Origin of the sequence: Burkholderia glumae LMG 2196 = ATCC 33617, assembly GCF_000960995.1 — a bacterium.
Classification (GTDB): domain Bacteria; phylum Pseudomonadota; class Gammaproteobacteria; order Burkholderiales; family Burkholderiaceae; genus Burkholderia; species Burkholderia glumae.
In genome coordinates this window covers 2,487,282-2,510,331 of sequence record NZ_CP009434.1, presented here as the reverse complement: position 1 = coordinate 2,510,331, position 23,050 = coordinate 2,487,282, and the positions used below count along the sequence as shown (strand labels likewise).

18 protein-coding genes are annotated in these 23,050 nt (G+C 69.4%); 16 read left to right on the top strand and 2 right to left on the bottom strand.

Annotated elements, in window-relative coordinates:
* Positions 1-65: 65 nt before the first annotated feature.
* The 12 genes from KS03_RS11270 to fdhA all read left to right on the top strand — a co-directional run bounded on the left by KS03_RS11270 (position 66) and on the right by fdhA (position 14,345).
* Positions 66-1,007, top strand: coding sequence for a glycosyltransferase family 2 protein (locus KS03_RS11270; RefSeq protein WP_012733406.1), 942 nt, complete (start codon positions 66-68; stop codon positions 1,005-1,007).
* Positions 1,004-2,560: an efflux transporter outer membrane subunit gene (locus KS03_RS11265; protein ID WP_012733407.1), complete on the top strand. Its 1,557-nt coding sequence runs from the start codon at positions 1,004-1,006 to the stop codon at positions 2,558-2,560. Before KS03_RS11270 ends, KS03_RS11265 begins: the two co-directional genes overlap by 4 nt.
* 4 nt (positions 2,561-2,564) lie before the next feature.
* Entirely contained in the window at positions 2,565-3,755 is a 1,191-nt protein-coding gene (locus KS03_RS11260; protein ID WP_012733408.1) for an HlyD/EmrA/EmrK family protein, read from the top strand.
* A 548-nt stretch (positions 3,756-4,303) separates the two neighbouring features.
* Positions 4,304-5,356, top strand: coding sequence for a glycoside hydrolase family 18 protein (locus KS03_RS11255; protein ID WP_012733409.1), 1,053 nt, complete (start codon positions 4,304-4,306; stop codon positions 5,354-5,356).
* Positions 5,357-5,969: 613 nt separating this feature from the next.
* Entirely contained in the window at positions 5,970-6,887 is a 918-nt protein-coding gene (locus tag KS03_RS11250) for a beta/alpha barrel domain-containing protein (protein WP_012733410.1), read from the top strand.
* A 13-nt stretch (positions 6,888-6,900) separates the two neighbouring features.
* Positions 6,901-7,665: an iron-containing redox enzyme family protein gene (locus KS03_RS11245; RefSeq protein ID WP_012733411.1), complete on the top strand. Its 765-nt coding sequence runs from the start codon at positions 6,901-6,903 to the stop codon at positions 7,663-7,665.
* 21 nt (positions 7,666-7,686) lie between these two features.
* The gene (locus KS03_RS11240; protein ID WP_012733412.1) at positions 7,687-8,565 is read left to right on the top strand and encodes an aminotransferase class IV; all 879 of its coding nucleotides are present in this window, start codon (positions 7,687-7,689) and stop codon (positions 8,563-8,565) included.
* Positions 8,558-9,265, top strand: coding sequence for a PIG-L deacetylase family protein (locus KS03_RS11235; RefSeq protein ID WP_012733413.1), 708 nt, complete (start codon positions 8,558-8,560; stop codon positions 9,263-9,265). The genes KS03_RS11240 and KS03_RS11235 overlap by 8 nt, the downstream gene beginning before the upstream one ends.
* Positions 9,266-9,295: 30 nt before the next feature.
* Positions 9,296-10,183 (top strand): PhzF family phenazine biosynthesis protein, encoded by an 888-nt coding sequence (locus tag KS03_RS11230; protein ID WP_012733414.1) that lies wholly within the window; start codon positions 9,296-9,298, stop codon positions 10,181-10,183.
* 98 nt (positions 10,184-10,281) lie between these two features.
* On the top strand, positions 10,282-11,469 hold the full coding sequence (locus KS03_RS11225) for an ATP-grasp domain-containing protein (protein ID WP_012733415.1): 1,188 nt from the start codon (positions 10,282-10,284) through the stop codon (positions 11,467-11,469).
* Between the two features lie 7 nt (positions 11,470-11,476).
* Positions 11,477-12,766, top strand: a complete 1,290-nt coding sequence (locus KS03_RS29910; RefSeq protein ID WP_230674467.1) for an MFS transporter — start codon at positions 11,477-11,479, stop codon at positions 12,764-12,766.
* Between the two features lie 382 nt (positions 12,767-13,148).
* Entirely contained in the window at positions 13,149-14,345 is a 1,197-nt protein-coding gene (fdhA, locus tag KS03_RS11215; protein ID WP_012733418.1) for a formaldehyde dehydrogenase, glutathione-independent, read from the top strand.
* A 135-nt stretch (positions 14,346-14,480) separates the two neighbouring features.
* Here fdhA and KS03_RS11210 read toward each other — a convergent pair whose 3' ends face one another.
* Both KS03_RS11210 and KS03_RS11205 read right to left on the bottom strand, forming a co-directional pair.
* On the bottom strand, positions 14,481-15,758 hold the full coding sequence (locus KS03_RS11210; RefSeq protein ID WP_012733419.1) for a glycosyltransferase family 9 protein: 1,278 nt from the start codon (positions 15,756-15,758) through the stop codon (positions 14,481-14,483).
* A gap of 54 nt (positions 15,759-15,812) precedes the next feature.
* Positions 15,813-16,838: a GlxA family transcriptional regulator gene (locus KS03_RS11205; protein WP_012733420.1), complete on the bottom strand. Its 1,026-nt coding sequence runs from the start codon at positions 16,836-16,838 to the stop codon at positions 15,813-15,815.
* A gap of 526 nt (positions 16,839-17,364) precedes the next feature.
* Between KS03_RS11205 and KS03_RS11200 the strand changes: the two genes are divergently transcribed.
* The 4 genes from KS03_RS11200 (at position 17,365) to KS03_RS11185 (ending at position 23,049) form a co-directional block, all read left to right on the top strand.
* A complete protein-coding gene (locus KS03_RS11200; protein ID WP_012733421.1) occupies positions 17,365-18,336 on the top strand; it encodes a dipeptidase in 972 nt (323 codons plus the stop codon).
* Positions 18,337-18,466: 130 nt separating this feature from the next.
* On the top strand, positions 18,467-19,009 hold the full coding sequence (locus KS03_RS11195; protein WP_012733422.1) for a DUF5943 domain-containing protein: 543 nt from the start codon (positions 18,467-18,469) through the stop codon (positions 19,007-19,009).
* Between the two features lie 48 nt (positions 19,010-19,057).
* The gene (locus KS03_RS11190) at positions 19,058-21,121 is read left to right on the top strand and encodes an NADH:flavin oxidoreductase (RefSeq protein WP_012733423.1); all 2,064 of its coding nucleotides are present in this window, start codon (positions 19,058-19,060) and stop codon (positions 21,119-21,121) included.
* A 2-nt stretch (positions 21,122-21,123) separates the two neighbouring features.
* Positions 21,124-23,049 carry a (Fe-S)-binding protein gene (locus KS03_RS11185; protein WP_012733424.1) on the top strand — a complete coding sequence of 642 codons (1,926 nt, stop codon included), beginning with the start codon at positions 21,124-21,126 and terminating at the stop codon, positions 23,047-23,049.
* Position 23,050 lies beyond the last annotated feature (1 nt).

The window sequence follows — 23,050 nt, the reverse complement described above, 5'->3', positions numbered from 1 at the left end:
CTGCCGGAACACATGCCCGCCGCGGCGCGGGCCAACCCTGGTGGCATGAGATGCGGAGCAAGGCGATGAGGCTCGGGGCACTGATCATCCTCTATCACGCGCGCGACGAGCAGCTCGCGCGGATCGGCGAGGTGGCGCGCGCCTGCGACGCGCTGGTGGTGGTCGACAACACGCCGGCCCCGGACCCGCGCGCGCGAGAGGCGGCGCTGCGCGCCGGCGTCGAGCTGATCCATCACGGCAATCGCCGCGGCATCGCGGGCGCCTACAACGCGGGGCTGGCCGCGCTGTTCGCGCGCGGCGTCGACGCGGTCGCGCTGTTCGACCAGGACTCGACCGTGCCCGAGCCGTTCTTTCCGACCATGCGCGAGTTGTGCGGGCGCCTCGGCGCGCAGCCGTTCCTGGCAGGCCCGCGCATCTTCGACGAGAACGAGCGGCGCTACCTGCCCGAACTCGCCAGCAACGGCGTGACCGTGCGGCGGCTGGCGATCGCGCCGGACGCCCCGGCGCTGCGCTGCGCGTTCCTGATCTCGTCGGGCAGCGTGATCTCGCGCGAGGCGTTCGCCTGTCTCGGCCGCTTCGACGAGTCCCTCTTCATCGATCACGTCGATACCGAGTACTGCTTCCGCGCACTGGCGCGCGGCGTGCCCGTCTATCTCGTGCCGTCGCTGGTGCTGGCGCACCGGATCGGCTCGAAGCGGCGCCACCGGGTCGGGCCGTTCGAGATCTCGGCGATGCACCACCCCTGGTATCGCCGCTACTACAGCGCGCGCAACGCCGTGCAGCTCGGCATGCAGTACGGCCTGCGCTTCCCGGTGGCGATCGTGCCGAACCTGCTCACGCTCTGGCAGATCATCCAGATCGTGCTGTGCGAGGACGACAAGCGCGCCAAGCTCAAGGGCATCGCGTTCGGGGTGGCCGACGGCCTGTTCGGCCGCCTCGGCCCGCTCGACGAGGCGCGCCCCGGCTGGGCCGCGCGCGTGAACCCGAAGCGGGTGCGCCACGGATGAGCCGAGGGATTCGATTCGCGCGGCCGGCGCGCGCGGCACTGGCGGGCGGCATGCTCGCGGCCGGCATCCTGCTGGGCGCTTGCGTGCCGTCCGGTTTCCGGACCACCGTGACGCCGCGCACGCCGGGCGCGGATGCGCTCGCCAGCGTGACCGGCCCGGTGGCCGAGGGCGGCGCGTGGCCCGCGCCGGACTGGGTGCGCCAGCTCGGTGACGCGCAGCTCGACGCGCTGGTGGCCGAGGCCTACGAGAACAACCCGACGCTGCAGGCGGCCAAGGCGCGCATCGCGATCGCGCAGGCGCAACTGCAGCAGTATTCGGCGATGACCGGCCTGGTCGGCACGGCCGGCGCCTCGGTCACCAAGGCGCGCGTGCCGCGCAGCGACGGCGTGGCCAACGTCAATGCCGGCGGCTTCAACGTGCCGGTCGAGCTGTTCGGCGATCCGGCCATCTCGTCGTCGTCGCTGTACGCCGGGCTCAACTACCAGCTCGATCTCTGGGGCGCCCACGCTGCCGCCACGCGCGGGCTGCTGTCGAATCGCGACGCCGCGCGCGTCGATGCCGAGCAGGCGCGCCTGACGCTGGCGGTCTCGCTCGTCACGCTCTATTGCGAGCTCGACCAGGTCTACGCGCAGCGCGATCAGCTGGAGCAGAAGCGCGCGGCCAGCGAGCAGATCGACGCGGTGCTGCGCGAGCGCGCCGCGCGCGGCATCGACAACGCCTACGACGCCAGCGACGCCGCCATCAAGCGCAGCCGGCTGCTGGCCCAGATCGCCTCGGCCGACGAGCAGATCCGGCTCATCGAGGTGCAGATCGGCGTGATGACGGGCAAGGGCCCCGAGCGCGGGCTCGCGCTCGCGCGCCCGCATCCGGGCCAACTCGTCGACGCGCCGCTGCCGGCGCAGCTGCCCGCCGAGCTGCTGGGGCGGCGCCCCGACATCGTCGCCGCGCGGCTGCGCGTGCAGGCCGCGTTCGCCTCGGTGGACGGCGCGCGCGCCGATTTCTACCCGAACGTGAACCTCTCGGCGATCGGCGGCCTGTTCGCGCTGACGCCGGCCGGGCTGCTGCGCGGCCGCGCCTTCGGCGGCTCGATCGGGCCGGCCGTGTCGCTGCCGATCTTCGAGCGCGGCCGGCTGAAGGCGAAGCTGGCCGGCAACGTGGCCAACGCCGACGTGGCCATCGCGCTCTACAACCAGACCGTGGACCAGGCGCTCGGCCAGGTCGCGCGGCAGTTGACGCAACTGCGCACCATGGATACCTTGCTGGCCGGGCAGCAGAAGGCGGTGGACGCCGCGCAGCGCATCGTCGGGATCGCCGAGGAGCGCCACCGCCGCGGCTTCGGCATGGAGAAGGACGTCAACAACGCGCGCCTGACGCTGGCCGACGAGCGCACCCGCATGATCGACCTGCTCGCGCGGCGCCGCGCGCTGCGCATCGGCTTGATCGACGCGCTCGGCGGCGGCTTCGACGCGAGCCAGCTGCCGGGGCCCGCCATCGTCGGCTCCGCCCCCGCTTCTGCCCCCCACGACCGACCGACCGATTCGCATTTCGACTGAGCGCATGCACGACGACAACCACGAGGCGCCCCGCCACGGCGCGAGCGCCACGCCCGAGGCGGGCGGGCTGCAGGCCAGGCGCGCCGCGCGCCGCCGCCATTTCGCATTGTTCTTCGGCGTGGTCGCGGTGGCCGCGATCGCGGCGGCCGCCGACTGGTATCTGAGCGGCCGCTACCATGAGGAGACCGACGACGCCTACGTGGCCGGCAACATCGTGCAGGTGGCCGCGCAGGTGCCGGGCACCGTGGTCGACGTGCTGGTCAGCGACACGCAGCGCGTGCGCGCGGGCCAGACGCTGGTGCGCCTGGACGACGCCGAGGCGTCGGTGGCGCTCGCGCAGGCGCGGGCCCAGCTCGCGCAGGCGGTGCGCCAGGCCGCCAGCTCGCGCGTGTCGAATGCGATGTATGCCGACGCGGTCAGCGCGCGCGAGGCCGATCTCGAAGTCGCGCGGCGTGCCTACGAGGCACGCGCCAATGCCAGCGTCGAGGTGGTCTCGCCCGAGGAACTCGCGCGCGCGCGGGCTCAGATGATCGGCGCGCAGGCGCAACTGGCGGCGGCGCGCGCGCAGCTCGAATCGGCGCGCGCGCTCGGCAGCCGGCTCGCGGTGGAGGACGACCCCGCCGTGGTGCAGGCCGCCGCGCAGTTCAAGCTCGCCTGGCGCAACCTGAAGCGCACCGCGATCGTCGCGCCGGTGGACGGCACGGTGGCGCAGCGCTCGGTGCAGGTGGGCGCGCAGGTCGGCCCGGGCGTGCCGCTGCTGTCGCTGATCCAGCTCAACGCGCTGTGGATCGAGGCGAACTTCAAGGAAGGGCAGATCCGCAACATGCGCGCCGGCCAGCCGGTCAGCATCGTGTCGGACATCTATGGCGCGAAGGTGGTCTATCACGGGCGCGTGGAGGGCTTCTCGGCCGGCACCGGCAGCGCGTTCTCGATGCTGCCGTCGCAGAACGCGGCCGGCAACTGGATCAAGGTGGTGCAGCGCGTGCCGGTGGTGGTGTCGATCGACGCGGCCGATCTCGCCGCGCATCCGCTGCGCATCGGGCTGTCGATGCGCGTGGTGGTGGACACGCACCAGCGCGGCGGCCACCTGCTCGACAACGAGCAGCCGCTGCCGGGACAGAGCACGCGCGTGCACGACGACGTGGCGGCCGAAGCCGCCGCGGCCGCCGCCGCGGTAATCCGCGCGAACCGGTAGGCGAGCGCGGCCGCGCCTCGCATCGCGTGCCCGCTCGCCGGGCACGCGCGAGCTGCGTCGTTCCCGGCGATTTCCATCCGGCCCGCGCCGCGCGGTGCCGAATCGTGTTGCAGGAGGCGCCGCGGCCCAAGCGCAAGCAGGCTGCCGCATGGCATGCCTCCGGTCATTGCAATTCGCTATTTCGATTCGATAAACGTATTTTGGTGTAACTACATAAATTATCTTTAAAATCAAGAATCCTGATTTTTTGAATTCCCTATCAGTCCGGACAGGTGTATTCCCCGTCGAACATACTATGCTTGCTTGCGGTGTGCCGCGTTGCCGTGCGTGCCGCCGCGCCCGCTTCGCCCGGCTCATTGCATGTGGCTTGTGATTGAACAGCGCGCAGCGCCGGTGCCTGGTGACGAGTCGTTCGGAGCGAGGTGTTGATGCCGCGAATCCGGTGATTTCGAAATCGGGGTGCCGAATCGACTCGCGAAATTGCCGGTGGCGCGGCAAGTCGAATCGATAATCAAGGAAGGATTTTTCCCTACTCTCGGGAGTTCACTTTGAAAACCACGATGATAAAGGGCCTGGGCGCCGCGCTGTGCGGTGCCGTCCTGACGCTGTGCAGCGCCGGTCATGCACTGGCCGCCGGAGTGGGCGCCCAGGAGCCGGTGCCCGCCGCCGCGGCGCTGCCGGCCAACTTCGTGTTCGGTCCGTACAAGGACCTCACGATCAGCCTGAACTGGAACACCAACCTCATCTCGACGGCCGTGACCGGGTCGCTGCAGCCGCTGCTGAACGTGCTGCCGGCGAGGGACAAGACGGTGACCTGGGCGTTCGCCACCGGCGAATGCGGCAGCGAGACCTGGTCGGGCTTGAGCGCCGCGCAGGTCGCGAGCGCGAACGTGCAGAGCTGGGTGGCCGCGGGCCGCAACTACATCATCTCGACGGGCGGCGCGGCCGGCTCGTTCACCTGCGGCTCGGACGCGAACTTCACGAAGTTCATCAACACCTACCGCTCGGCCAGCCTGAAGGGCATCGATTTCGACATCGAGGCCGGCCAGAGCCAGACCGACATCAACAACCTCGTGCTGCGCGTGAAGGCGGCGCAGGCCCGCTTCCCGAACCTGCGTTTCAGCTTCACGATCGCGACGCTCGGCGGCAACGCGGCCCAGAGCCTCGGCTCGACCGGCGTGTCGGTGATGAACGCGATCCAGGCGGCCGGCCTCAAGGATTACATCATCAACCTGATGGTGATGGATTACGGCAGCGCGATCGCGAGCAATTGCACGGTGGTGAACGGCGCCTGCGAGATGGGCCAATCCGCGGTGGCCGCGGCCAACAGCCTGCACGACTACTGGGGCGTGCCGTACAGCCAGATCGAGCTGACCCCGATGATCGGCGGCAACGACACGCAGGACGAGACCTTCACGCTGGCCGACGTCGACACCGTCGCCTCGTTCGTGCAGCGCAACGGCCTGGCCGGCGTGCATTTCTGGTCGCTCGATCGCGACAACGACTGCACGCAGCGCTATGCCTCGCCGACCTGCAACAGCTACGGCCAGGCCGGCACGCTCGGCTTCACGAACCGCTTCATCTCCGCGCTCGGCCTCTGAGCGGCAGCGCGCTCCGGACCGCCGATGCCGGCCGGCGCGCATTGCCTTTCGCCAAACATGGATGACGTCTCGTCGGTGAGATGGATGGCGGTGTGCCTTGCCGCTGCCCAATTTGGCCAGGCGCGGAAGATGAGGACGTACGTCTTATCGAGCGCGCGGTGCGAATGGCGGAATCGCCTCGAATATGAAAATCTCGGAAAGATCATTCAAAAAATAGACCGAAAGGGCATGGCATTCCATGATCCGGGAATATTTATTTTGTTTTCTTATATTTATCGATGGTTGTGCCACACTGTTGAAAACCAAATCGCGTTGTTTCGCGGCCCCACATCCGGTGCGCTTCATGGCTTTTTCATACGCTTGTTCGGCAAGTCTTGCGTCGTTTCGGAACCTAATCGGCAATAGCGTCTATTGCTCTGTTCGAATGTGAATGTCAATTCGGTCGGTGTCAGGCCGATCCGGTGTCGTCGCGAAATACCATTTTCGCCGGCATGATGATCTTCCGCGTCAGGTGCTCAACTTTCCGTCTGTTTGCGGCCGGCGAGTGAGGTATTGCACTCGGCATGCATGATGATGCGCGTAATACGCGCGTTCGAATAGTGGAGTTCAGGCTATGACCTTGCTGTCGAATCAGGCGCATTGCGCGCGCGCCGTCACGCTGCTCGACTGCACCCTGCGGGACGGCGGTTACCTCAATGGCCATGATTTTTCCGCGCCGCAGATCGACGCGATCCTGACGCGGCTGCTCGCCTCGGGCGTGGATGTGATCGAGGTCGGCTATTTCCGGCGGCGCAACGTCGAACGGCACCCGTCCACGGTTATCGCACGCTGCCCGCCCGCCTTCCTCGCTTCGCTGGCGCGCACGCAAGCTGTCCGCTATGCGGTGATGGTGCCGCCCGGCGACGCCGAGCCGGCCGATCTCGACGAACTCGCCGAGTTGCCGGTCTCGGTGGTCCGCTTCACCTGCACCGACCAGAACCTGCCGAAGGTGCTCGCGCTCGGCGAGCGCGCCGCGCGGCTCGGTCTCGTGGTCTGCGCCAACATCACGCGGGTGAGCGAGCGCTCGCACTCGCAGCTCGCCGCGCTCACGCGCGCCCTGGCCGAGGCCGGCTTCGACACGGTCTACGCGGCCGATTCGAACGGCGCGCTCTACCCGGACGAGGTCGCCGCGATCGTCGGCGAGATGCGCCGTCATTTCACCGGCCAGATCGGCTTTCATGCGCACGACTCGCTGCATCTGGCGTTCGCGAACGCCCTGGCCGCGATGCGCGCGGGCGCGTCGTGGGTCGACGGCACGATCGGCGGAGTCGGCAAGGGTGGCGGCAACGCGGCGATCGAGGTGCTGCTCTCGGAGCTCGCGAAGGCCGATTCACGGCCGATCGACATCGCCGGATTCTCGCAGATGCCGGCGAGCTTTCCGCACGACTTCTTTCCGGTGCGTTTCAAGGAGCGCCTCGACAACGTCTTTTACGGCCGCAACAACCTGAACATCGACAAGATCAAGTCCCTCGAGTCCCGACCCTCCCACTGACAGGAACCGCACCATGAGCGAATTCGTTCAATCCCTGCGCGACAAGATCAACAGCCGAAAGAAGATGACCAGCCGGCTCTACCAGACGGTGCTGGCCGGCAAGGCGAGCAAGCACCTGCTGCAGAATTTCGTGATTCACCGCTTCCCGATCAAGAACCACTGGACGCGCAACATTCTCGGCATCGCGTCGCGCATTCCCGACCACCAGTTGCGCGTCGAACTGGTGGAGAACGTATTCGAGGAGGAGACCGGCCATTTCAGCCACTCGAAACGTCACCTCGAAACTTTCGTCGACTTCGGCAAGGCGCTCGGCGTGACGCAGCGCGACATCGACACCGCGCCGATGCTGCCGCAGACGCAGGCCGTGATCGACCACAACGTCGAGGCCTGCAACACCACGGTCCACTTCACGGCCGGGGTGGCCTCGGTGCTGCTGCTGATGGAAGGCCAGCCGCCCGTCGTGTCGGCCGGCAACCAGTCGATGCTGTCGGTGATGCGCGACGTTTACCGCTTGCCGCCCGAGGGCTACGAGTTCTTCGTTCACCATGCGAGCGCGGTCGAACGTGCGGGCGGCGACCACACGGCCGTCAGCGACCTCGAGGAGGATCATGCCGAGACGGCCGAGATCTTGCTCGATACCTACTGCACGACCGACGAGCTGCGCATCCAGGCGCATCGCTATCTCGATCGCGCGATCGACCGGCGCCACGCGCACTTCGACGCGATCTACGAGCAGTTCCATGATCCGGCGGCCGAGCCGTTCCGCTACGCAGCCTGAGCCAGGACGAGGAGATTCGGTTTGGCAAAAATCATCTTCCATGCCGGCGATTACGTCGACGCATCGCAGGCGACGGTGCGCGTCTCGTCGCTGGCGATGCGTTACGGCTTGTCCGTGTTCGAGGGCGTGCGTGCCTACCTGTCGCGTGAGGGCCGGTTGCGGCCGTTCAGAATGGCGGCGCACCTCGAGCGGCTCGCCAGCTCGGCGCGCACGCTCGGCTTGCCCGACCCCGGCATCGAGCGGATTCCGGAAATCGTCGAACGGCTGATCGAAGCGAACGGTCTGCGCGAGGACTGCTACATCCGGCCGAGCATCCATGCCGTCAACGTCGGCGACATGGGCGCGAAGCTTGAGGCGGCGCTGACCGTGGACGTGAAGCCGATGGGCCGCAAGAAGTGGCTCGGCGAGGACCTGGCCGCGAAGGTGACGATCTCGAGCTGGCGCAAGGCGCGCCACGACGTGTTTCCGCCCGCGTTGAAGTGCATCTCGGCGTACTCGATCCCGTTCGTCGCCGATCACGCCGCGCGCGCGGCCGGCTTCGATTTCCCGGTATTCCTGAACGACGAGGGCTATCTCAGCGAGGCACCGACGGCCGCGCTGTTCCTGGTGACGGGCCGGCGGCTGCGCACGCCGGCGCTCGACCAGGCGATCCTGCCAAGCATCACGCGCGAGGCGATCCTGCAAATCGGCGCGCAGGAAGGGTTGACGATTTCGGAGGAGCGGCTGATGCCGCACGAGCTGCACTTGGCCGACGAGGCGTTTCTGTGCGGCACCGGGCTCGAGATCGCGCCGATCGCGTCAGTCGATTCGTCCGTGCTGCGCAACCATGCTCCGCGACCCGTTACACGGCGGCTCGTCGACCGCTATTTCGATCTCGTCAGGGAGGATCACCATGAGTAACCGTCTGCTCGTCGTCGCGGCGCACCCGGGCGATTTCGTCTGGCGTGCCGCGGGCACCATGCTTCGCCATCGCGCCGAGGGGCACGACGTGAAGGTCGTCTGCCTGTCGTTCGGCGTGATGGGCGAGGCCGGCAGGCTCTGGAAGGAAGCGCACGCCACGCACGCCACGGTCAAGCGCGCGCGCGAAGCCGAGGCGCGGCGGGCGGCCGAACTGCTCGACGTCGAACTCGAATGCTTCGATCTCGACGACTATCCGCTCGAGGTCACGCGCGAGAGCACGGTGCGGCTGAACCGGATCATCCGGCAATTCCGTCCCGATGCCATCGTCACGCATCCCCCGGTCGATCCCGGCAACGTCGATCACGCCAACAGCTGCGAGATGGTGCAGCAGGCTCGCGTGTTCGCGACCGCGCCGGGCCATGGGCCCGACATGGTGGCGCCGTCGAGCCTGTTTTATTTCGAACCCCATCAGCCGGAGCTGTGCGACTTCCAGGCGAATCTGTTCGTCGACATCTCGAAGCTCTGGGAGCGCAAGCGCCAAGTGTTCGAGTGCATTGCGTCGCAGCAGGGCGTATGGGCCTACTACGAGCGGGTCGCGCTGCAGCGCGGTGCGCAGGCGAGCCGTCGTGCGACGCAGACGATCACGCATGCGGAAGCGTTCCAGCGCGCCTTCCCGGCGGTGGCGCCGCTGCTGGCCTGACGGACTGGCGGGCCAGGGAGGCAACGGCAGATGATCCGGCATGGCACGCCCGCTAGGGCATTCACGGTCGATGGCGAGCACGGCAATGCCGCCTTCGTGTTCGCTACCGAGGCGGCGGCGCAGGTCGACTTCGAGGCATGCGTGGCGCTGGCGCGGCGTCAGCAGGGCGAAGTCACCTGGCTGCGTCGCGGCGCCGGCTCGGCCGATGCCGGCCTGCGCTTCTTCACCCCGGGCGGCGAGATCGCGTTCTGCGGGCACGGCCTGCTGGCCGCCGCCGCTTGGGCCGACGCGCACGACGGCCCGCGCGCGAGCCGGGTGTTCGAGATCGGCGGCAAGCCGGTGTCGGTCCTCGGCGACGGTGCGCGGCGCTGGTCCTATGCGCAGGATGGAGGGGGCTCGGAACCCCTGGATGCGGGGCTGCTCGACGACGCGCTGCGAGCGCTCGGTATCGCGCGGATCGACGCGCTGCGTGCGGCCGGCGCGACGCTGGCGCGTTCGGTCGGCGCGCCGCGCGAGAAGCTGTTGCTCGAATTGCCCGATGCGGCGCTGCTGGCCGCGATCTCGATCGACCCCGCGCAGCGCGATGCGCTTTGCGAGCGGCTGGGGGCCACCGGCATCTATGTCTTCGCCGTCCGCGACCGGGTCGCGCCGCGGCTGGCCGCGCGGCATTTCCCGCATCGCGTGGGCACGCAGGAGGACATGGCCACCGGCGGCATCGCGCCCACCGTGGTCCGTTACGCGCGCCTCGCCGAGGCGGGCACTGCTGCCGGCGCCGCTGTCGTGATCGACCAGGGCGGACCCGCTTGCGGCCTCGCGCGCCTCGTCGTGTCGCCGTCCGCAGGCGCATGGCGCGTGGCGGGCGAATGCGTGATCGAGCCCGCCGTGCCGCTGGTCGGCATCGTGCGCGAGGTCTGCTGAGCGCGCGGCGCGAGGCAAGGGGGGGGGCGCGATCCAGGTCCACGTTCGTTTCGCGCTGGCAGTCGTCACAACAGGTTCGAACCGAGGCAATGACAATCATGGCATTTCTGGTCTTCAACCGTTCCACCAAGTTCGATTTCTACAACTGGCTTGCCGATGCGCAGCAGGACGTATATGCGCTGACGAGCAAGCCGATGAACCGGCCCGGCAAGTACCGGATGATCCGCAAGTTCGACGACCTGGGCGCGCCGCTGGCCGACCAGCTCGCCCTGGAGCTGGGCCGGACCGCGCCGATCGGTTTCATCGCTTCCCAGTCCGAATACGACATGCTGCGCGTCGCGGCGCTGCGCGAGGCGCTCGGCCTGCCGGGGCAATCGGTGCAGAGCGCGCGCGCCTATCGTGACAAGGTGCTGATGAAGGACCACATGGCGGCCGCCGGCATTCCGACGGCGCGCTACCGGCGCCTGGCGCTGGCGCCCGATCTGCCCGGCTTCATCGAGGAGCACGGCTATCCGGTCGTGGTCAAGCCGGTGGACGCCGCCGGCTCGCGCGGCGTGCGCGTGCTGCGCGAGGCGCGCGATCTGCATGATTTCCAGCGTGAGCAGACAGCGCGGCAATACATGGTGGAGACCTTCGTCGAAGGCACGATGTTCCATGTCAACGGGCTGTTGCGCGGCGGGCGCTATGAGTTCATCGTGCCTTACCGCTACGTGAATTCGTCGCTCGACTACCAGGCCGCCGGCTGTTACGGCAGCCTGACGATGCAGCCCGACACCGAGCTCGGCGAGCGGCTGGTGACGTTCTGCAAGCGGGTGATCGCGGCGCTGCCGGCCACCGATCCGCTCGCGTTCCATGCCGAGATCTTCTGTGCGCCCGACGGTACGCTGCTGCTCAACGAAATCGCGAGCCGTACCGCCGGCTCGCTGATCATCGAGCTGATCGAGCAGGACTACGGCTTCAACCTGAGCCGCGCCTGGGTGCGCGCGCAGTGCGGGCTCGACAGCGGCATCGGTGAGGTGCGGCGCCCGGCACGCTATTCGGCGTCGCTGATGTTCCCGACTCGCGAGGCGGTCCTGCGCGCGCTGCCGTTGACCTTGCCGTTCGAGTGGTGCACGAACGTCTACGTGAACGGACGTCAGGGCGTCGTGAACGGCCGCGCGGCGTCCTATACCGACGACGTGCTGAGCGTGATCGTCAGTGGCGAGAGCGAGGCCGAGACGAGCGAGCGCGTCGCGCAGGCCAGCGCCTGGCTCGGCGAGCGCATCGAATGGCAGGCGTCGCATTGAGCGCCGCGTGCCGGTGAGTCGCCCCGCGCGCGAGCCGGCGCGGCTCGACGCCGCGTTCGCGAAGCCGCCGGCGGCGGCCGGGCCGCTGGTGGTTGCGCTCGCGCTCGGCTTCTTCCTGTATCTGGCCTTCGGCGTGAGCCGCGTCGGCGCGACGATCCTGATCGTGCGCGAAAACCGTCCCTCGATCCAACTCGGCATCGTGATGGCGATGTATTCGCTCGCCCCGTTGTTGATCGCGGTGCACGCCGGCGCTGTCGCAACGCGCCTCGGCCCGCGTTCGATGCTGGTCGGCGGCGGGGCGGTGCTGCTGGGCGGCGCGCTGCTGCAGGCGGTGCCGGGACCCGCCGTGCTGCTGTTTCCCGGGGCGCTGCTGTGCGGGGTCGGCTTCACCTTGATGCAGATTGCATTACAACTGCACATCGGCGAATGCGGGGCGCCGGGCGAACGGGTGCGCCGCTTCGGTTTCTTCTCGCTGACGCAGTCGGCCGCCACCTCGCTGGCCGCGCTGCTGGGCGGCTATCTGTCCGGACAATGGGGGGTCCATGCGCCGCTGCGGCTCGCGGCGCTGATGGGGGCAGTGCTGCTCGCGCTGCTCGCCGCACGGCGGCGGGTGTTCCGTTCGAGTCGGCCGGCGCGGCCCGCGGCCGAGGGCGCCGCGGCCGCCGAGCAGGCCGGCCGGCCGCGCACGCGCGATCGCGCGACACTGAGCCTGCTGCGCCAGCGCGACGTGCGCAAGGTGCTCGTGGCCGGCGCGCTGCTCGCGATGGCGTGGGACCTGCACACGTTCCTCGTGCCGTTCATCAGCCGCAGCGTTGGACTGTCGGCGAAGCAGATCGGCATCGTGCTCGGGCTCTTTTCCGGCGCCACGTTCGTGATCCGGGTCTGTCTGCCCGGGCTGGTCCGGCTCCTGTCCAGCATCTGGATCATCCGTGGCGCGTTAATCGTGGTGGGCCTCGGCTTCGCGGTCTATCCGTGGCACACGAGCTACGAGACCATGTGCGTGCTGGCGATCTGCCTGGGCCTGGCGCTCGGCACCGCGCAGCCCAACCTGCTCGCGCTGGTCCATGACGTGGCCGCCGAGCGCGACGTCGGCCGCTTGATCGGCGTGCGCACGATCCTGCTCAACGTCGGCGCGTCGCTGTGGCCGCTCTGCTTCGGCGCCCTCGGCTTGCCGGTGGTGCGTTTCGTGCTGCCGGCCGCCGGGCTGGTGTTCGTGCTCGCCGGCCTGGGGTTCTCGCTGGGGCGGGGCGCGCAGCGGCGCGATGCCGATGCGCCGGCACCGCCCGGCGCCGCGTGAGCGGTGCCGGGCTGCGTGGAGCGTGGCGCCGGTCCGGTGAGAACCGGCGCGGCTGCGCGTCGTTCCGTTGCCTTTGTCCGGCCCAACCCGCTTGCCGTCCGGCAGCCCGCCAGATGAGCGGTCCTGAGCGCGCGTGGCGATAGTACGAACGGCCGTCACGAACACCGGCACGAACACCGACACGAACGGCGGTGCCACCGGCCTGTAACGCGATGCCGGCACTCGCGCGCCGCTGCGTGTCGGCGCTGGTCAACCGCGTGTCGGGTTTTGGACATCTGGCGCCCCGCTTCGCAGACTACCCTCTGAGGGTTCGCTGCCCGACCCGCGCGCGGCCGCGCCGGGCGACGCGCAGCACGAAGCCAGACAGACAGGAGACGAAGCGATGAGCAGCAATCGAGGAGTCGTGTATCAGGGGCCGGGCAAGGTCGAGGTGCAGAAGATCGATTACCCGCGGATGGTGGACCCGAGCGGGCGCAAGATCGGCCACGGCGTGATCCTGAAGGTGGTCAGCACCAACATCTGCGGCTCCGATCAGCACATGGTGCGCGGCCGGACCACGGCGCCCGTCGGCCTCGTGCTCGGCCACGAGATCACCGGCGAGGTGATCGAGCTCGGCAGCGACGTCGAGACGCTGAAGATCGGCGACATCGTCACGGTGCCGTTCAACGTGGCCTGCGGGCGCTGCCCGATGTGCCGCGAGCAGAGCACCGGCGTGTGCCTGAACGTGAACCCGGCGCGCGCCGGCGGCGCCTACGGCTACGTGGACATGGGCGGCTGGATCGGCGGGCAGGCCGAGTACGTGCTGGTGCCGTATGCCGACTTCAATCTGATCAAGTTCCCGGACCGCGACCAGGCGATGGCCAAGATCCGCGACCTGACCTGCCTGTCCGACATCCTGCCCACCGGCTACCACGGCGCCGTCACGGCCGGCGTGAAGCCGGGCTCGACCGTCTACATCGCGGGCGCGGGCCCGGTGGGGATGGCCGCGGCCGCCTCGGCGCGGCTGCTCGGCGCGGCGGTGACGATCGTCGGCGACATGAACGCCGAGCGCCTCGCGCACGCGCGCAAGGTCGGCTTCGAGACGGTTGACCTCTCGCAGGACACGCCGCTCGGCGAGCAGATCGCGCGCATCGTCGGGCGCCCCGAGATCGACTGCGCCGTCGATTGCGTCGGCTTCGAGGCACACGGCCACGGCTCCTCGGGCCATGCCGAGGAGGCGCCCGCCACGGTGCTGAACTCGTTGATGGAAATCACGCGCCCGGCCGGCGCGATCGGCATCCCGGGCCTGTACGTGACCGACGATCCGGGCGCGAAGGATGCCGCCGCGCAGCACGGCAGCCTCAGCATCCGCTTCGGCCTGGGCTGGGCCAAGTCGCATACCTTCCATACCGGCCAGACGCCGGTGCTGAAGTACAACCGCAACCTGATGCAGGCGATCCTGTTCGACCGCCTGCCGATCGCCGAGATCGTCAACGTCACCGTGATCTCGCTCGATCAGGCGCCGGAGGGCTACCGCAAGTTCGATGGCGGCGCGCCGCGCAAGTTCGTGATCGATCCGCACGGGCTGATCGCGGCCTGAGCGTGATTCGGGCGGCCCGGAGCGGCCGCGCGGCAAGGCCGACGGCCCGCGTGCGCGCGGGCCGTCGTCATTTTGTTGCGGATGCAACCAGGCGGGGCCGCGCTGGAGCCGGCGGTGAGGGTGCGGGCCGCCGCTTCAGGCTGCCCGCCCTGCATGGTCCCCCGCGCCCAGCGCCGCGGCCGCCTCGGCCACCGGCGTGCGCCAATCGCCCAGCACCGGCTGGCGGAACAGCCGCATGGACGGATACCAGGGCGTGAAATCGACGTGGTCGAGCCAGCGGCTGTCGCCCGCGTGCGAGAGCAGCAGCCAGACGGGCCGGCCCATCGCCGCGGCCAGATGCGCGGTGCCGGTGTCGATCGAGATCAGCAGGTCGAGCTGGCCGAGCACGGCGGCCGTGTCGGCGAAGCGGTGCAGCGCCGGCGCCAGATCGACCACGCGGTGCGCGGCCAGCGCCGCGCGCTCGGCCTCGCCGCGCGCCTGGCCGGCCTCGCCCACCTGCAGCGAATAGAAGCGGCAGCCCGGCTGCGCGAGAAGCGGCGCGAGCGCGTCGAGCGCGAGCGAACGATAGGGCTCGTGGCGCACGGCGGACTGGCTGCGCCAGACCAGGCCGACGCGCGCGAGCCCCGGCGCCTCGAGCGCGGCACGCACGGCCTCGGGCAGCGCCGAGGGCGGCGGCGTGTCGAGGTAGGGCGTGTCGAAGCGCGGCTGGTAGGGGCTGGTCTGGTAGCGCGCGAACAAATTGAACAGCCAGGTCACGCAATCGCACTGGTCGGCCAGCGCACCCACATGCGGCCCGCTCTCGCGCACGAAGCCGTCCTCGCGCAGCACGCCGCGCGCGGCCTCGGCAACCTGCACGTCCACCGAGGCCGCGCCTTCCTCGCGCAGGCAGGCGAGGTAGCGCGAATGCATGAACAGGTCGCCGGCGCCGCCTTCCATCATCACCAGCACGCGCTTGCCGGCCACCGGATCGTGATGGCCGAGGAACTTGCGCTCGGCCCAGTCGAAGCTGCCGCCGTGGCCCGGATAGAGCGTCTCGACCACGCGCGCGCGGTGCGGCGCGTCGCGCAGCTCGCGGAACAGCCGGTGCGCGTCGCGATAGCGGCCCTGGCCGTAGCGCGCGATGGTCTGCTCGAAGCGCACCACGTAGCGGTTCGGGTCGCCGCCGAGGCCGGCCTCGGCGCGCGCGAGCAGCGCCTCGGCCTCGGCGAAGCGGCCCAGGTGGTTCATCTCGATGCCGGCCAGCGCGAGCGCGAGCGGCGTGGCCGCATCGGCGGCGCAGCGCGTGGCCTGCGCGGACGCGGCGGCGGCATGGCCGGCCTCGCGCAGGCCGCGCGCGAGCGCCAGGCCGGTGTCGTCGTTCGGGGTGTGCAGGTAGGCGAGATAGGCGCTCGCCAGCGCGGCGTCGTCTGACACGTGGGTTGTCCTCGGGCGCCTTGCCGAGCCCCCGCGTCCGGCCGCGGCGGAGCGTCAGGCGTGCAGCGCGAGCACCGGTTGCGATGCGCCGATCGGCAGCATCGGTTGCGCGAGTGGGGCGACCTGCTTGCGGCGCTCGCGGGTCGGCGCGGTGCCGAACGCGTCGCGGTAGCTCTTGCTGAAATGGCAGGCCGACTGGAAACCGCATGCCATTGTAATGTGCATGATGGACATGTCGGTCTGCAGCAGCAGCTCGCGCGCGCGGCGCAGCCGCAGCGTCAGGTAGTAATGGGTGGGCGTCATGCCCAGGTGCTCGCGGAACAGCCGCTGCAGCTGGCGTTGCGACATGTTCGCGAGCCGCGCCAGTTCCTCGCGCGAGAGCGGCTCCTCGATATTGTTCTCCATCAGCGCGATCACCTCGAACAGCGACTTGTTCGCGGAGCCGAGCCGGGCCACCAGCGGCATGCGCTGCTGGGCGCTGGTGTCGCGCACGTGTTCGACGATGAACTGCTCGGCGATCTGCGTGACGCGCGCCGTGCCGACGCGCGGCGCGATCAGGTTCAGCATCATGTCGAGCGGCGCGACGCCGCCGGTGCAGGTCACGCGATCGCGGTCGACCACGAACAATTCCTTCAGGAAGCGCGTGTCGGGAAACTCCTCCTTCAGCGCCGACATGTTCTCCCAGTGGATCGCGCAGGCATAGCCGGCCAGCAGGCCGGCCTTGGCGAGCGCGTAGGTGCCGGTGCAAAGGCTGCCGAGCGCGACGCCGGCGCGCGCGAAGCGGCGCAGCGTGGCAAGGTGCTCGGCGCTGGTGGCGTGCTGCACGTCCACGCCGCCGCAGACGAACACCATGTCGGGCGCGCCGATGCTGTCGGCCGGCACCGTGTCGACGCTCAGTGCGTTGCTCGCGGTCACCGGGCCGCCCGCCGGCGTCACGATCGACCAGCGGTAGAGCGGCTGGCCGCTCAGGTAGTTGGCCATCCTCAGCACCTCGATCGCGTTCGTGAACGCGATCATCGTGAAATTGGGCAGGGGAATGAACGCGAAGTGGGACAGCGACGCGGTACGGTCGGGTGACATGGGGAAGCGTTCCTTGAATCGGGACTCTGTGCGGCCGGGGAACACGGCACGGCTATTGTGGGATCGTGCGCAACAAGCGTGCCATACGGCTAAACCCTGAGCGGGCCGTGCTTTCGGGGCTCGCCTCTCATGCTGCAGCGCACCGTGCCGGGGCCGGACTGCACCGCCGCGTGCGCGGCCGGCACCGCGCCGGTGCCGGGGCGCCCGCGCTGGGCGGGCGCCTGCCGGCGGCGGGCAGCTCGCTTGCGTGACGGTGGCGCCGCGTGCGGGCCGGTTGCACCTCGCGGGGGCCGCCGGCACCGGGCGCATGGCGCACTTGTACAAAACGGACGCGCATGTCGGAAAAGGCAAAGAAAGCGTCTGAATTCATCAATCGGCTAAAAATCCGAACGACAAGAATAGAGCCGTCGGCAAAAGAGCCCGTGAAACCCGCTCAGAGGCCTTGCAGGGCGGGCGTCTGGCGGCAACGGCGCCCACCGGTTCGAGACCGGGTCGTCCCACCCCACGCGACATTCTGGAGAAACGCATGAGCACGCTGCATCAGGACAGCATCATCATCGATGGCCTGAACATTTCGAAATTCGATCGGTCGGTCTTCGAGGACATGCGCAAGGGGGGGGTGACGGCGGCGAACTGCACGGTGTCGGTGTGGGACAGCTTCATCAAGACGGTCGACAATATCGGCACGATGAAGCGGCAGATCCGCGAGAACAGCGAACTGCTCACGCTGGTGCGCACCACCGACGACATCGCGCGCGCCAAGCGCGAGGGCAAGACCGGCGTGATCCTCGGCTTCCAGAACGCGCATGCGTTCGAGGACAACCTGTCCTACATCGAGGCGTTCGCCGACATGGGCGTGCGCGTGGTGCAGCTCTGCTACAACACCCAGAACCTGGTCGGCACCGGCTGCTACGAGCGCGACGGCGGCCTGTCGGACTTCGGACGCGAGGTGATCACCGAGATGAACCGCGTCGGCATCATGGTCGACCTCTCGCACGTGGGCGGCAACACCTCGTCCGAGGCGATCGCGTTCTCGAAGAAGCCGGTCACCTATTCGCACTGCCTGCCCTCGGGCCTCAAGGAGCACCCGCGCAACAAGAGCGACGCGCAGCTGCGCGAGATCGCGGACGCGGGCGGCTTCGTCGGCGTGACGATGTTCGCGCCGTTCCTCAAGCGCGGCATCGACGCGACGATCGACGACTACGTCGAGGCGATCGATTACGTGGTGAACCTGATCGGCGAGGACGCGGTGGGCATCGGCACCGACTTCACGCAGGGCTACAGCACCGAGTTCTTCGACATGCTCACCCACGACAAGGGCCGCTACCGCCGCCTGACCAACTTCGGCAAGGTGGTGAACCCGGAAGGCATCCGCACCATCGGCGAATTTCCGAACCTGACCGCCGCGATGGAGCGCGCCGGCTGGAAGGCCTCGCGCATCCGCAAGATCATGGGCGAGAACTGGGTGCGCGTGTTCAAGGACGTCTGGGGCGCCTGAGCCGCCCGCCGCCCGCGGCCAGCCGGCCCGCTCCCTTCATATCATCCGGTCCGCGCTGCCGCCTGGCGGCGGCGCGCGGGCCGGGTCGCGCCCCGCTCACGGCGCAACCCGTCATTGCCTGGAGTCAACGATGCAACCGCAACTGCCGATCGACGTCGATCCGAACACCGGCGTCTGGACCACCGACGCGCTGCCGATGCTGTACGTGCCGCGCCACTTCTTCACCAACAACCACGTGGCCGTGGAGCAGGCGCTGGGCCGCGAGGCCTATGCCGAGATCCTCTACCAGGCCGGCTACAAGTCCGCCTACCACTGGTGCGACAAGGAAGCCGTGCAGCACGGCCTCACCGGCATGGCGGTGTTCGAGCATTACCTGAACCGGCTCTCGCAGCGCGGCTGGGGCCTGTTCCGCCTGGTCGAGGCCGACCCGCAGCTCGCGCGCGCGCGCATCGAGCTGCGCCACTCGTCGTTCGTGCTGCAGCAGCCGGAGAAGGTGGGCAAGCTCTGCTACATGTTCGCGGGCTGGTTCGCCGGCGCGATGGACTGGGTCAACGATACCGCCCCGGAGGGCCGCGGCGCGCCGCGCGCGTTTTCGCAGGAAACGCAGTGCGCCGGCGAGCATCCCGATCACCAGGGCCACTGCGTGTTCGACGTGTCGCCGCTGGCGGCCTGATTCCCGATCCCCCACCCGACTAGAGTCCCCTCCCAGAGGTCGCCCGCGATGCGTTATCCGAACCTGTTCAAGCCCTTGACGCTCAACCAGCTCACGCTGCGCAACCGCATCGTCAGCACCGCGCACGCGGAGGTCTATGCGGAGCCGGGCGGCCTGCCGGGCGACCGGTACATCCGCTACTACGAAGAGAAGGCCAAGGGCGGCGTGGGCCTGGCCGTCTGCGGCGGCTCCAGCCCGGTGTCGATCGACAGCCCGCAGGGCTGGTGGAAGTCGGTCAATCTGTCGACCGACCGGATCGTCGATCCGCTCGCGCGGCTGGCCGAGGCAATGCACCGGCACGGCGCGAAGATCATGATCCAGGCCACCCACATGGGCCGCCGCTCGGCCTTCCACGGCGAGCACTGGCCGCACCTGATGACGCCCTCGGGCGTGCGCGAGCCGGTGCATCGCGGCAACGCGAAGATCATCGAGGTCGAGGAGATCCGCCGCATCATCGGCGATTTCGCGGCCGCCGCGAAGCGCGTGAAGGACGCCGGCATGGACGGCATCGAGATCTCGGCCGCCCACCAGCATTTGATCGACCAGTTCTGGAGCCCGCGCACCAACTTCCGCACCGACGAATGGGGCGGCAGCCTCGAGAACCGCCTGCGCTTCGGCGTGGAAGTGCTCACGGCGGTGCGCGAGGCGGTGGGCCGCGACTTCTGCGTGGGCCTGCGCATGTGCGGCGACGAATTCCACGAGGACGGGCTCGACCACGAGCAGCTCAGGGAGATCGCGCAGGCGATGTCCGAGACCGGCCTGATCGACTATCTCGGCGTGATCGGCTCGGGCGCCGACACCCACAACACGCTCGCCAACTGCATGCCGCCGATGGCGCTGCCGCCCGAGCCGTTCGTGCATCTGGCGGCCGGCATCAAGTCGGTGGTGAAGATCCCGGTGATGCACGCGCAGAGCATTCGCGACGCGGGCCAGGCCGAGCGGCTGCTGGCCAGCGGCATGGTCGACCTGGTCGGCATGACGCGCGCGCAGATCGCCGATCCGCACATGGTGATCAAGATCCGCGACGGCCGCGAGGACGAGATCAAGCAGTGCGTGGGCGCGAACTACTGCATCGACCGCCAGTACAACGGCCTCGACGTGCTCTGCGTGCAGAACGCGGCCACCTCGCGCGAGGCAACCATGCCGCACGTGATCGAGAAGTCGCGCGGGCCGAAGCGCAAGGTGGTGGTGGTGGGCGCCGGCCCCGCGGGGCTGGAGGCCGCGCGCGTGGCGAAGCTGCGCGGCCACGACGTGGTGCTGTTCGAGAAGAACACGGAAGTGGGCGGCCAGGTCATGATCGCGGCCAAGGCACCGCAGCGCGAGCAGATGGCCGGCATCGTGCGCTGGTTCGACATGGAAACCAAGCGCCTCGGCGTGGACCGCCGGCTCGGCGTGGCCGCCGACGAGAAGCAGATCATGGCCGAGAAGCCCGACATCGTGGTGCTGGCCACCGGCGGCGCCAGCTTCACCGGCCAGGTGCCGGCCTGGGGCGTGGCCGAGGGGCTCGCGGTCAGCTCGTGGGACATCCTCACGGGCCGCGTCGAGCCCAAGCAGAACGTGCTGGTCTACGACGGCGTGAGCACGCACGCGGGTGCGGGCGTGGCCGATTTCATCTCGAGCCGCGGCGCGCAGGTGGAGATCGTCACGCCCGACGTGAAGGTGGCCGACGACTGCGGCGGCACCACCTTCCCGATCTTCTACCGCCGGCTCTACGCGCAGGGCGTGATCCATACGCCGAACTACTGGCTCGATCGCGTCTACGAGGACAACGGCAAGATCATCGCCGTGCTGCGCAACGAGTACACCGAGGAGCAGGAGGAGCGCGCGGTCGACCAGGTGGTGATCGAGAACGGCTCGACGCCGAACGACCAGCTCTACTGGACGCTCAAGCCCGAATCGGTCAACCGCGGGCAGGTGGACGTCCACAAGCTGTTCGCCGCCGAGCCGCAGCCGAGCCTGTCGGAAGAACTCGGCAACGGGCGCTTCCTGCTGTTCCGCGTCGGCGACTGCATCTCGATGCACAACATCCACGGCGCGATCTACGACGCGCTGCGCCTCGTGAAGGACTTCTGACCATGAATCCGGCTTTCCTGATTACCGCGCTGCTGTGGCTGTCGGTGGCGGGGCTCGCGTTCGCCGTGGCCAGGCGCTCGGCCTACTGGCGCGGCGGGCGCGCCACGGCGCCCGGCGCGTTCGGCATCGGCCACCTGTTCACCATCCCGAAGCGCTATTTCGTCGACCTGCACCACGTGGTGGCGCGCGATCCGTACATCGCCAAGACCCACGTGGCCACCGCCGGCGGCGCGATTGCCGCGCTCGCGCTGGTGTTCGTCAACTACGGCCTGGCGATCTACTCGCCGTGGCTCGACCGGCTGATCTTCCTGGCCGCGCTGGCGATGCTGGTGGGCGCGGTGTTCGTCTGGCGCCGCCGCGCGGCGCGCGAGGTGCCGGCGCGCCTGTCGCGCGGGCCCTGGAATACGCTGCCCTGGCTGCTCGGCTCGTTCGCGCTCGGCCTGGTGCTGTTCGCGCTGGTGCCGGCCGGGGCGATGTCGGGCGCGTTCGCGGTGCTCTGCGCGCTGCTGATCGCCGTGGGGGCGTTCGCGATGACGTTCGGCGCCGCACGCGGCGGCCCGATGAAGCACGCCATCGCCGGCCTCTTGCACCTGGCGTTCCATCCGCGCCAGGAGCGCTTCGCGGCGAGCCGCGAGAGCTATACCGGCAACGGCACGGCGGTGCCGCCCACCGCGCTGAAGCTGCCCGACATCGAGCAGCGCGAGTACGGCGTGAGCAAGCCGGTGGAGTTCCGCTGGAACCAGCTGCTGAGCTTCGACGCCTGCGTGCAGTGCGGCAAGTGCGAAGCCGCCTGCCCGGCGTTCGCCGCGGGCCAGCCGCTCAACCCGAAGAAGCTGATCCAGGATCTGGTGACCGGCATGGCGGGCGGCACCGATGCCGGCTACGCGGGCAGCCCGACGCCGGGCATCGCCGTCGGCCGCCATGGCGGCCGCCCGGACGGCCCGATCGTCTCGGGGCTGATCGAGGCCGACACGCTGTGGTCCTGCACCACCTGCCGTGCCTGCGTGGAGGAGTGTCCGATGCTGATCGAGCACGTGGACGCGATCGTCGACATGCGGCGCAACCAGACGCTGGTGCACGGCACGGTGCCCGGCAAGGGCGCGGAAGTGATCGCGAACCTGCGCGAGACCGGCACCATGGGCGGCTTCGACACCGCCGCGCGCTACGACTGGTCGGTCGATCTCGAAGCGCCGGTGGCGCAGCCGGGCCGCCCGGTGGACGTGCTGATCGTGGCCGGCGAGGGCGCCTTCGACATGCGCTACCAGCGCACGCTGCGCGCCTTCGTGAAGGTGCTCAACAAGGCCGGCGTGGACTACGCCGTGCTCGGCCGCGCCGAGACCGACACCGGCGACACCGCGCGCCGGCTCGGCGACGAGGCCACCTTCCAGCAGATGGCGAAGCGCCTGATCGCCACGCTCGACGCGCTGTCGTTCAAGCAGATCGTCACCGCCGACCCGCACGTGATGCACAGCCTGCGCAACGAGTACCGCGCGCTCGGCGCGCGCTACACGGTCAAGCATCACACGGCGTTCCTCGCCGAGCTGGCCGAGGCCGGCCGGATCGCGCCGAAGGCGAGCGAGACGCTGCGCGAGAAGACCGTCACCTACCACGATCCGTGCTATCTCGGCCGCTACAACGGCGAGACCGAGGCGCCGCGCAGGCTGCTCAGGACGGTCGGCATCCAGGTGGTGGAAATGGAGCGCCACGGCATGCGCGGGCGCTGCTGCGGCGGCGGGGGCGGCGCGCCGCTCACCGACATCCCCGGCAAGGCGCGGATTCCCGACATCCGGATCGCCGACGCGCGTGCGATCGGCGCCGAGATCGTCGCGGTGGGCTGCCCCAACTGCACCGCGATGCTTGAGGGCGTGGTGGGGCCGCGCCCCGACGTGCTCGACCTGGCCGAACTGGTCGCCGCCTCGCTGGAGTGAA

What these genes read in the sequence shown, in the direction of transcription:
- KS03_RS11185 (WP_012733424.1), top strand. Translation starts at nt 21,124, where the DNA reads ATGAATCCGGCTTTCCTGATTACCGCGCTGCTGTGGCTGTCGGTGGCG.
- fdhA (WP_012733418.1), top strand. Translation starts at nt 13,149, where the DNA reads ATGAGCAGCAATCGAGGAGTCGTGTATCAGGGGCCGGGCAAGGTCGAG.
- KS03_RS11265 (WP_012733407.1), top strand. Translation starts at nt 1,004, where the DNA reads ATGAGCCGAGGGATTCGATTCGCGCGGCCGGCGCGCGCGGCACTGGCG.
- KS03_RS11195 (WP_012733422.1), top strand. Translation starts at nt 18,467, where the DNA reads ATGCAACCGCAACTGCCGATCGACGTCGATCCGAACACCGGCGTCTGG.
- KS03_RS11225 (WP_012733415.1), top strand. Translation starts at nt 10,282, where the DNA reads ATGGCATTTCTGGTCTTCAACCGTTCCACCAAGTTCGATTTCTACAAC.
- KS03_RS11190 (WP_012733423.1), top strand. Translation starts at nt 19,058, where the DNA reads ATGCGTTATCCGAACCTGTTCAAGCCCTTGACGCTCAACCAGCTCACG.
- KS03_RS11205 (WP_012733420.1), bottom strand. Translation starts at nt 16,838, where the DNA reads ATGTCACCCGACCGTACCGCGTCGCTGTCCCACTTCGCGTTCATTCCC.
- KS03_RS11200 (WP_012733421.1), top strand. Translation starts at nt 17,365, where the DNA reads ATGAGCACGCTGCATCAGGACAGCATCATCATCGATGGCCTGAACATT.
- KS03_RS11270 (WP_012733406.1), top strand. Translation starts at nt 66, where the DNA reads ATGAGGCTCGGGGCACTGATCATCCTCTATCACGCGCGCGACGAGCAG.
- KS03_RS11250 (WP_012733410.1), top strand. Translation starts at nt 5,970, where the DNA reads ATGACCTTGCTGTCGAATCAGGCGCATTGCGCGCGCGCCGTCACGCTG.
- KS03_RS11260 (WP_012733408.1), top strand. Translation starts at nt 2,565, where the DNA reads ATGCACGACGACAACCACGAGGCGCCCCGCCACGGCGCGAGCGCCACG.
- KS03_RS11245 (WP_012733411.1), top strand. Translation starts at nt 6,901, where the DNA reads ATGAGCGAATTCGTTCAATCCCTGCGCGACAAGATCAACAGCCGAAAG.
- KS03_RS11235 (WP_012733413.1), top strand. Translation starts at nt 8,558, where the DNA reads ATGAGTAACCGTCTGCTCGTCGTCGCGGCGCACCCGGGCGATTTCGTC.
- KS03_RS11230 (WP_012733414.1), top strand. Translation starts at nt 9,296, where the DNA reads ATGATCCGGCATGGCACGCCCGCTAGGGCATTCACGGTCGATGGCGAG.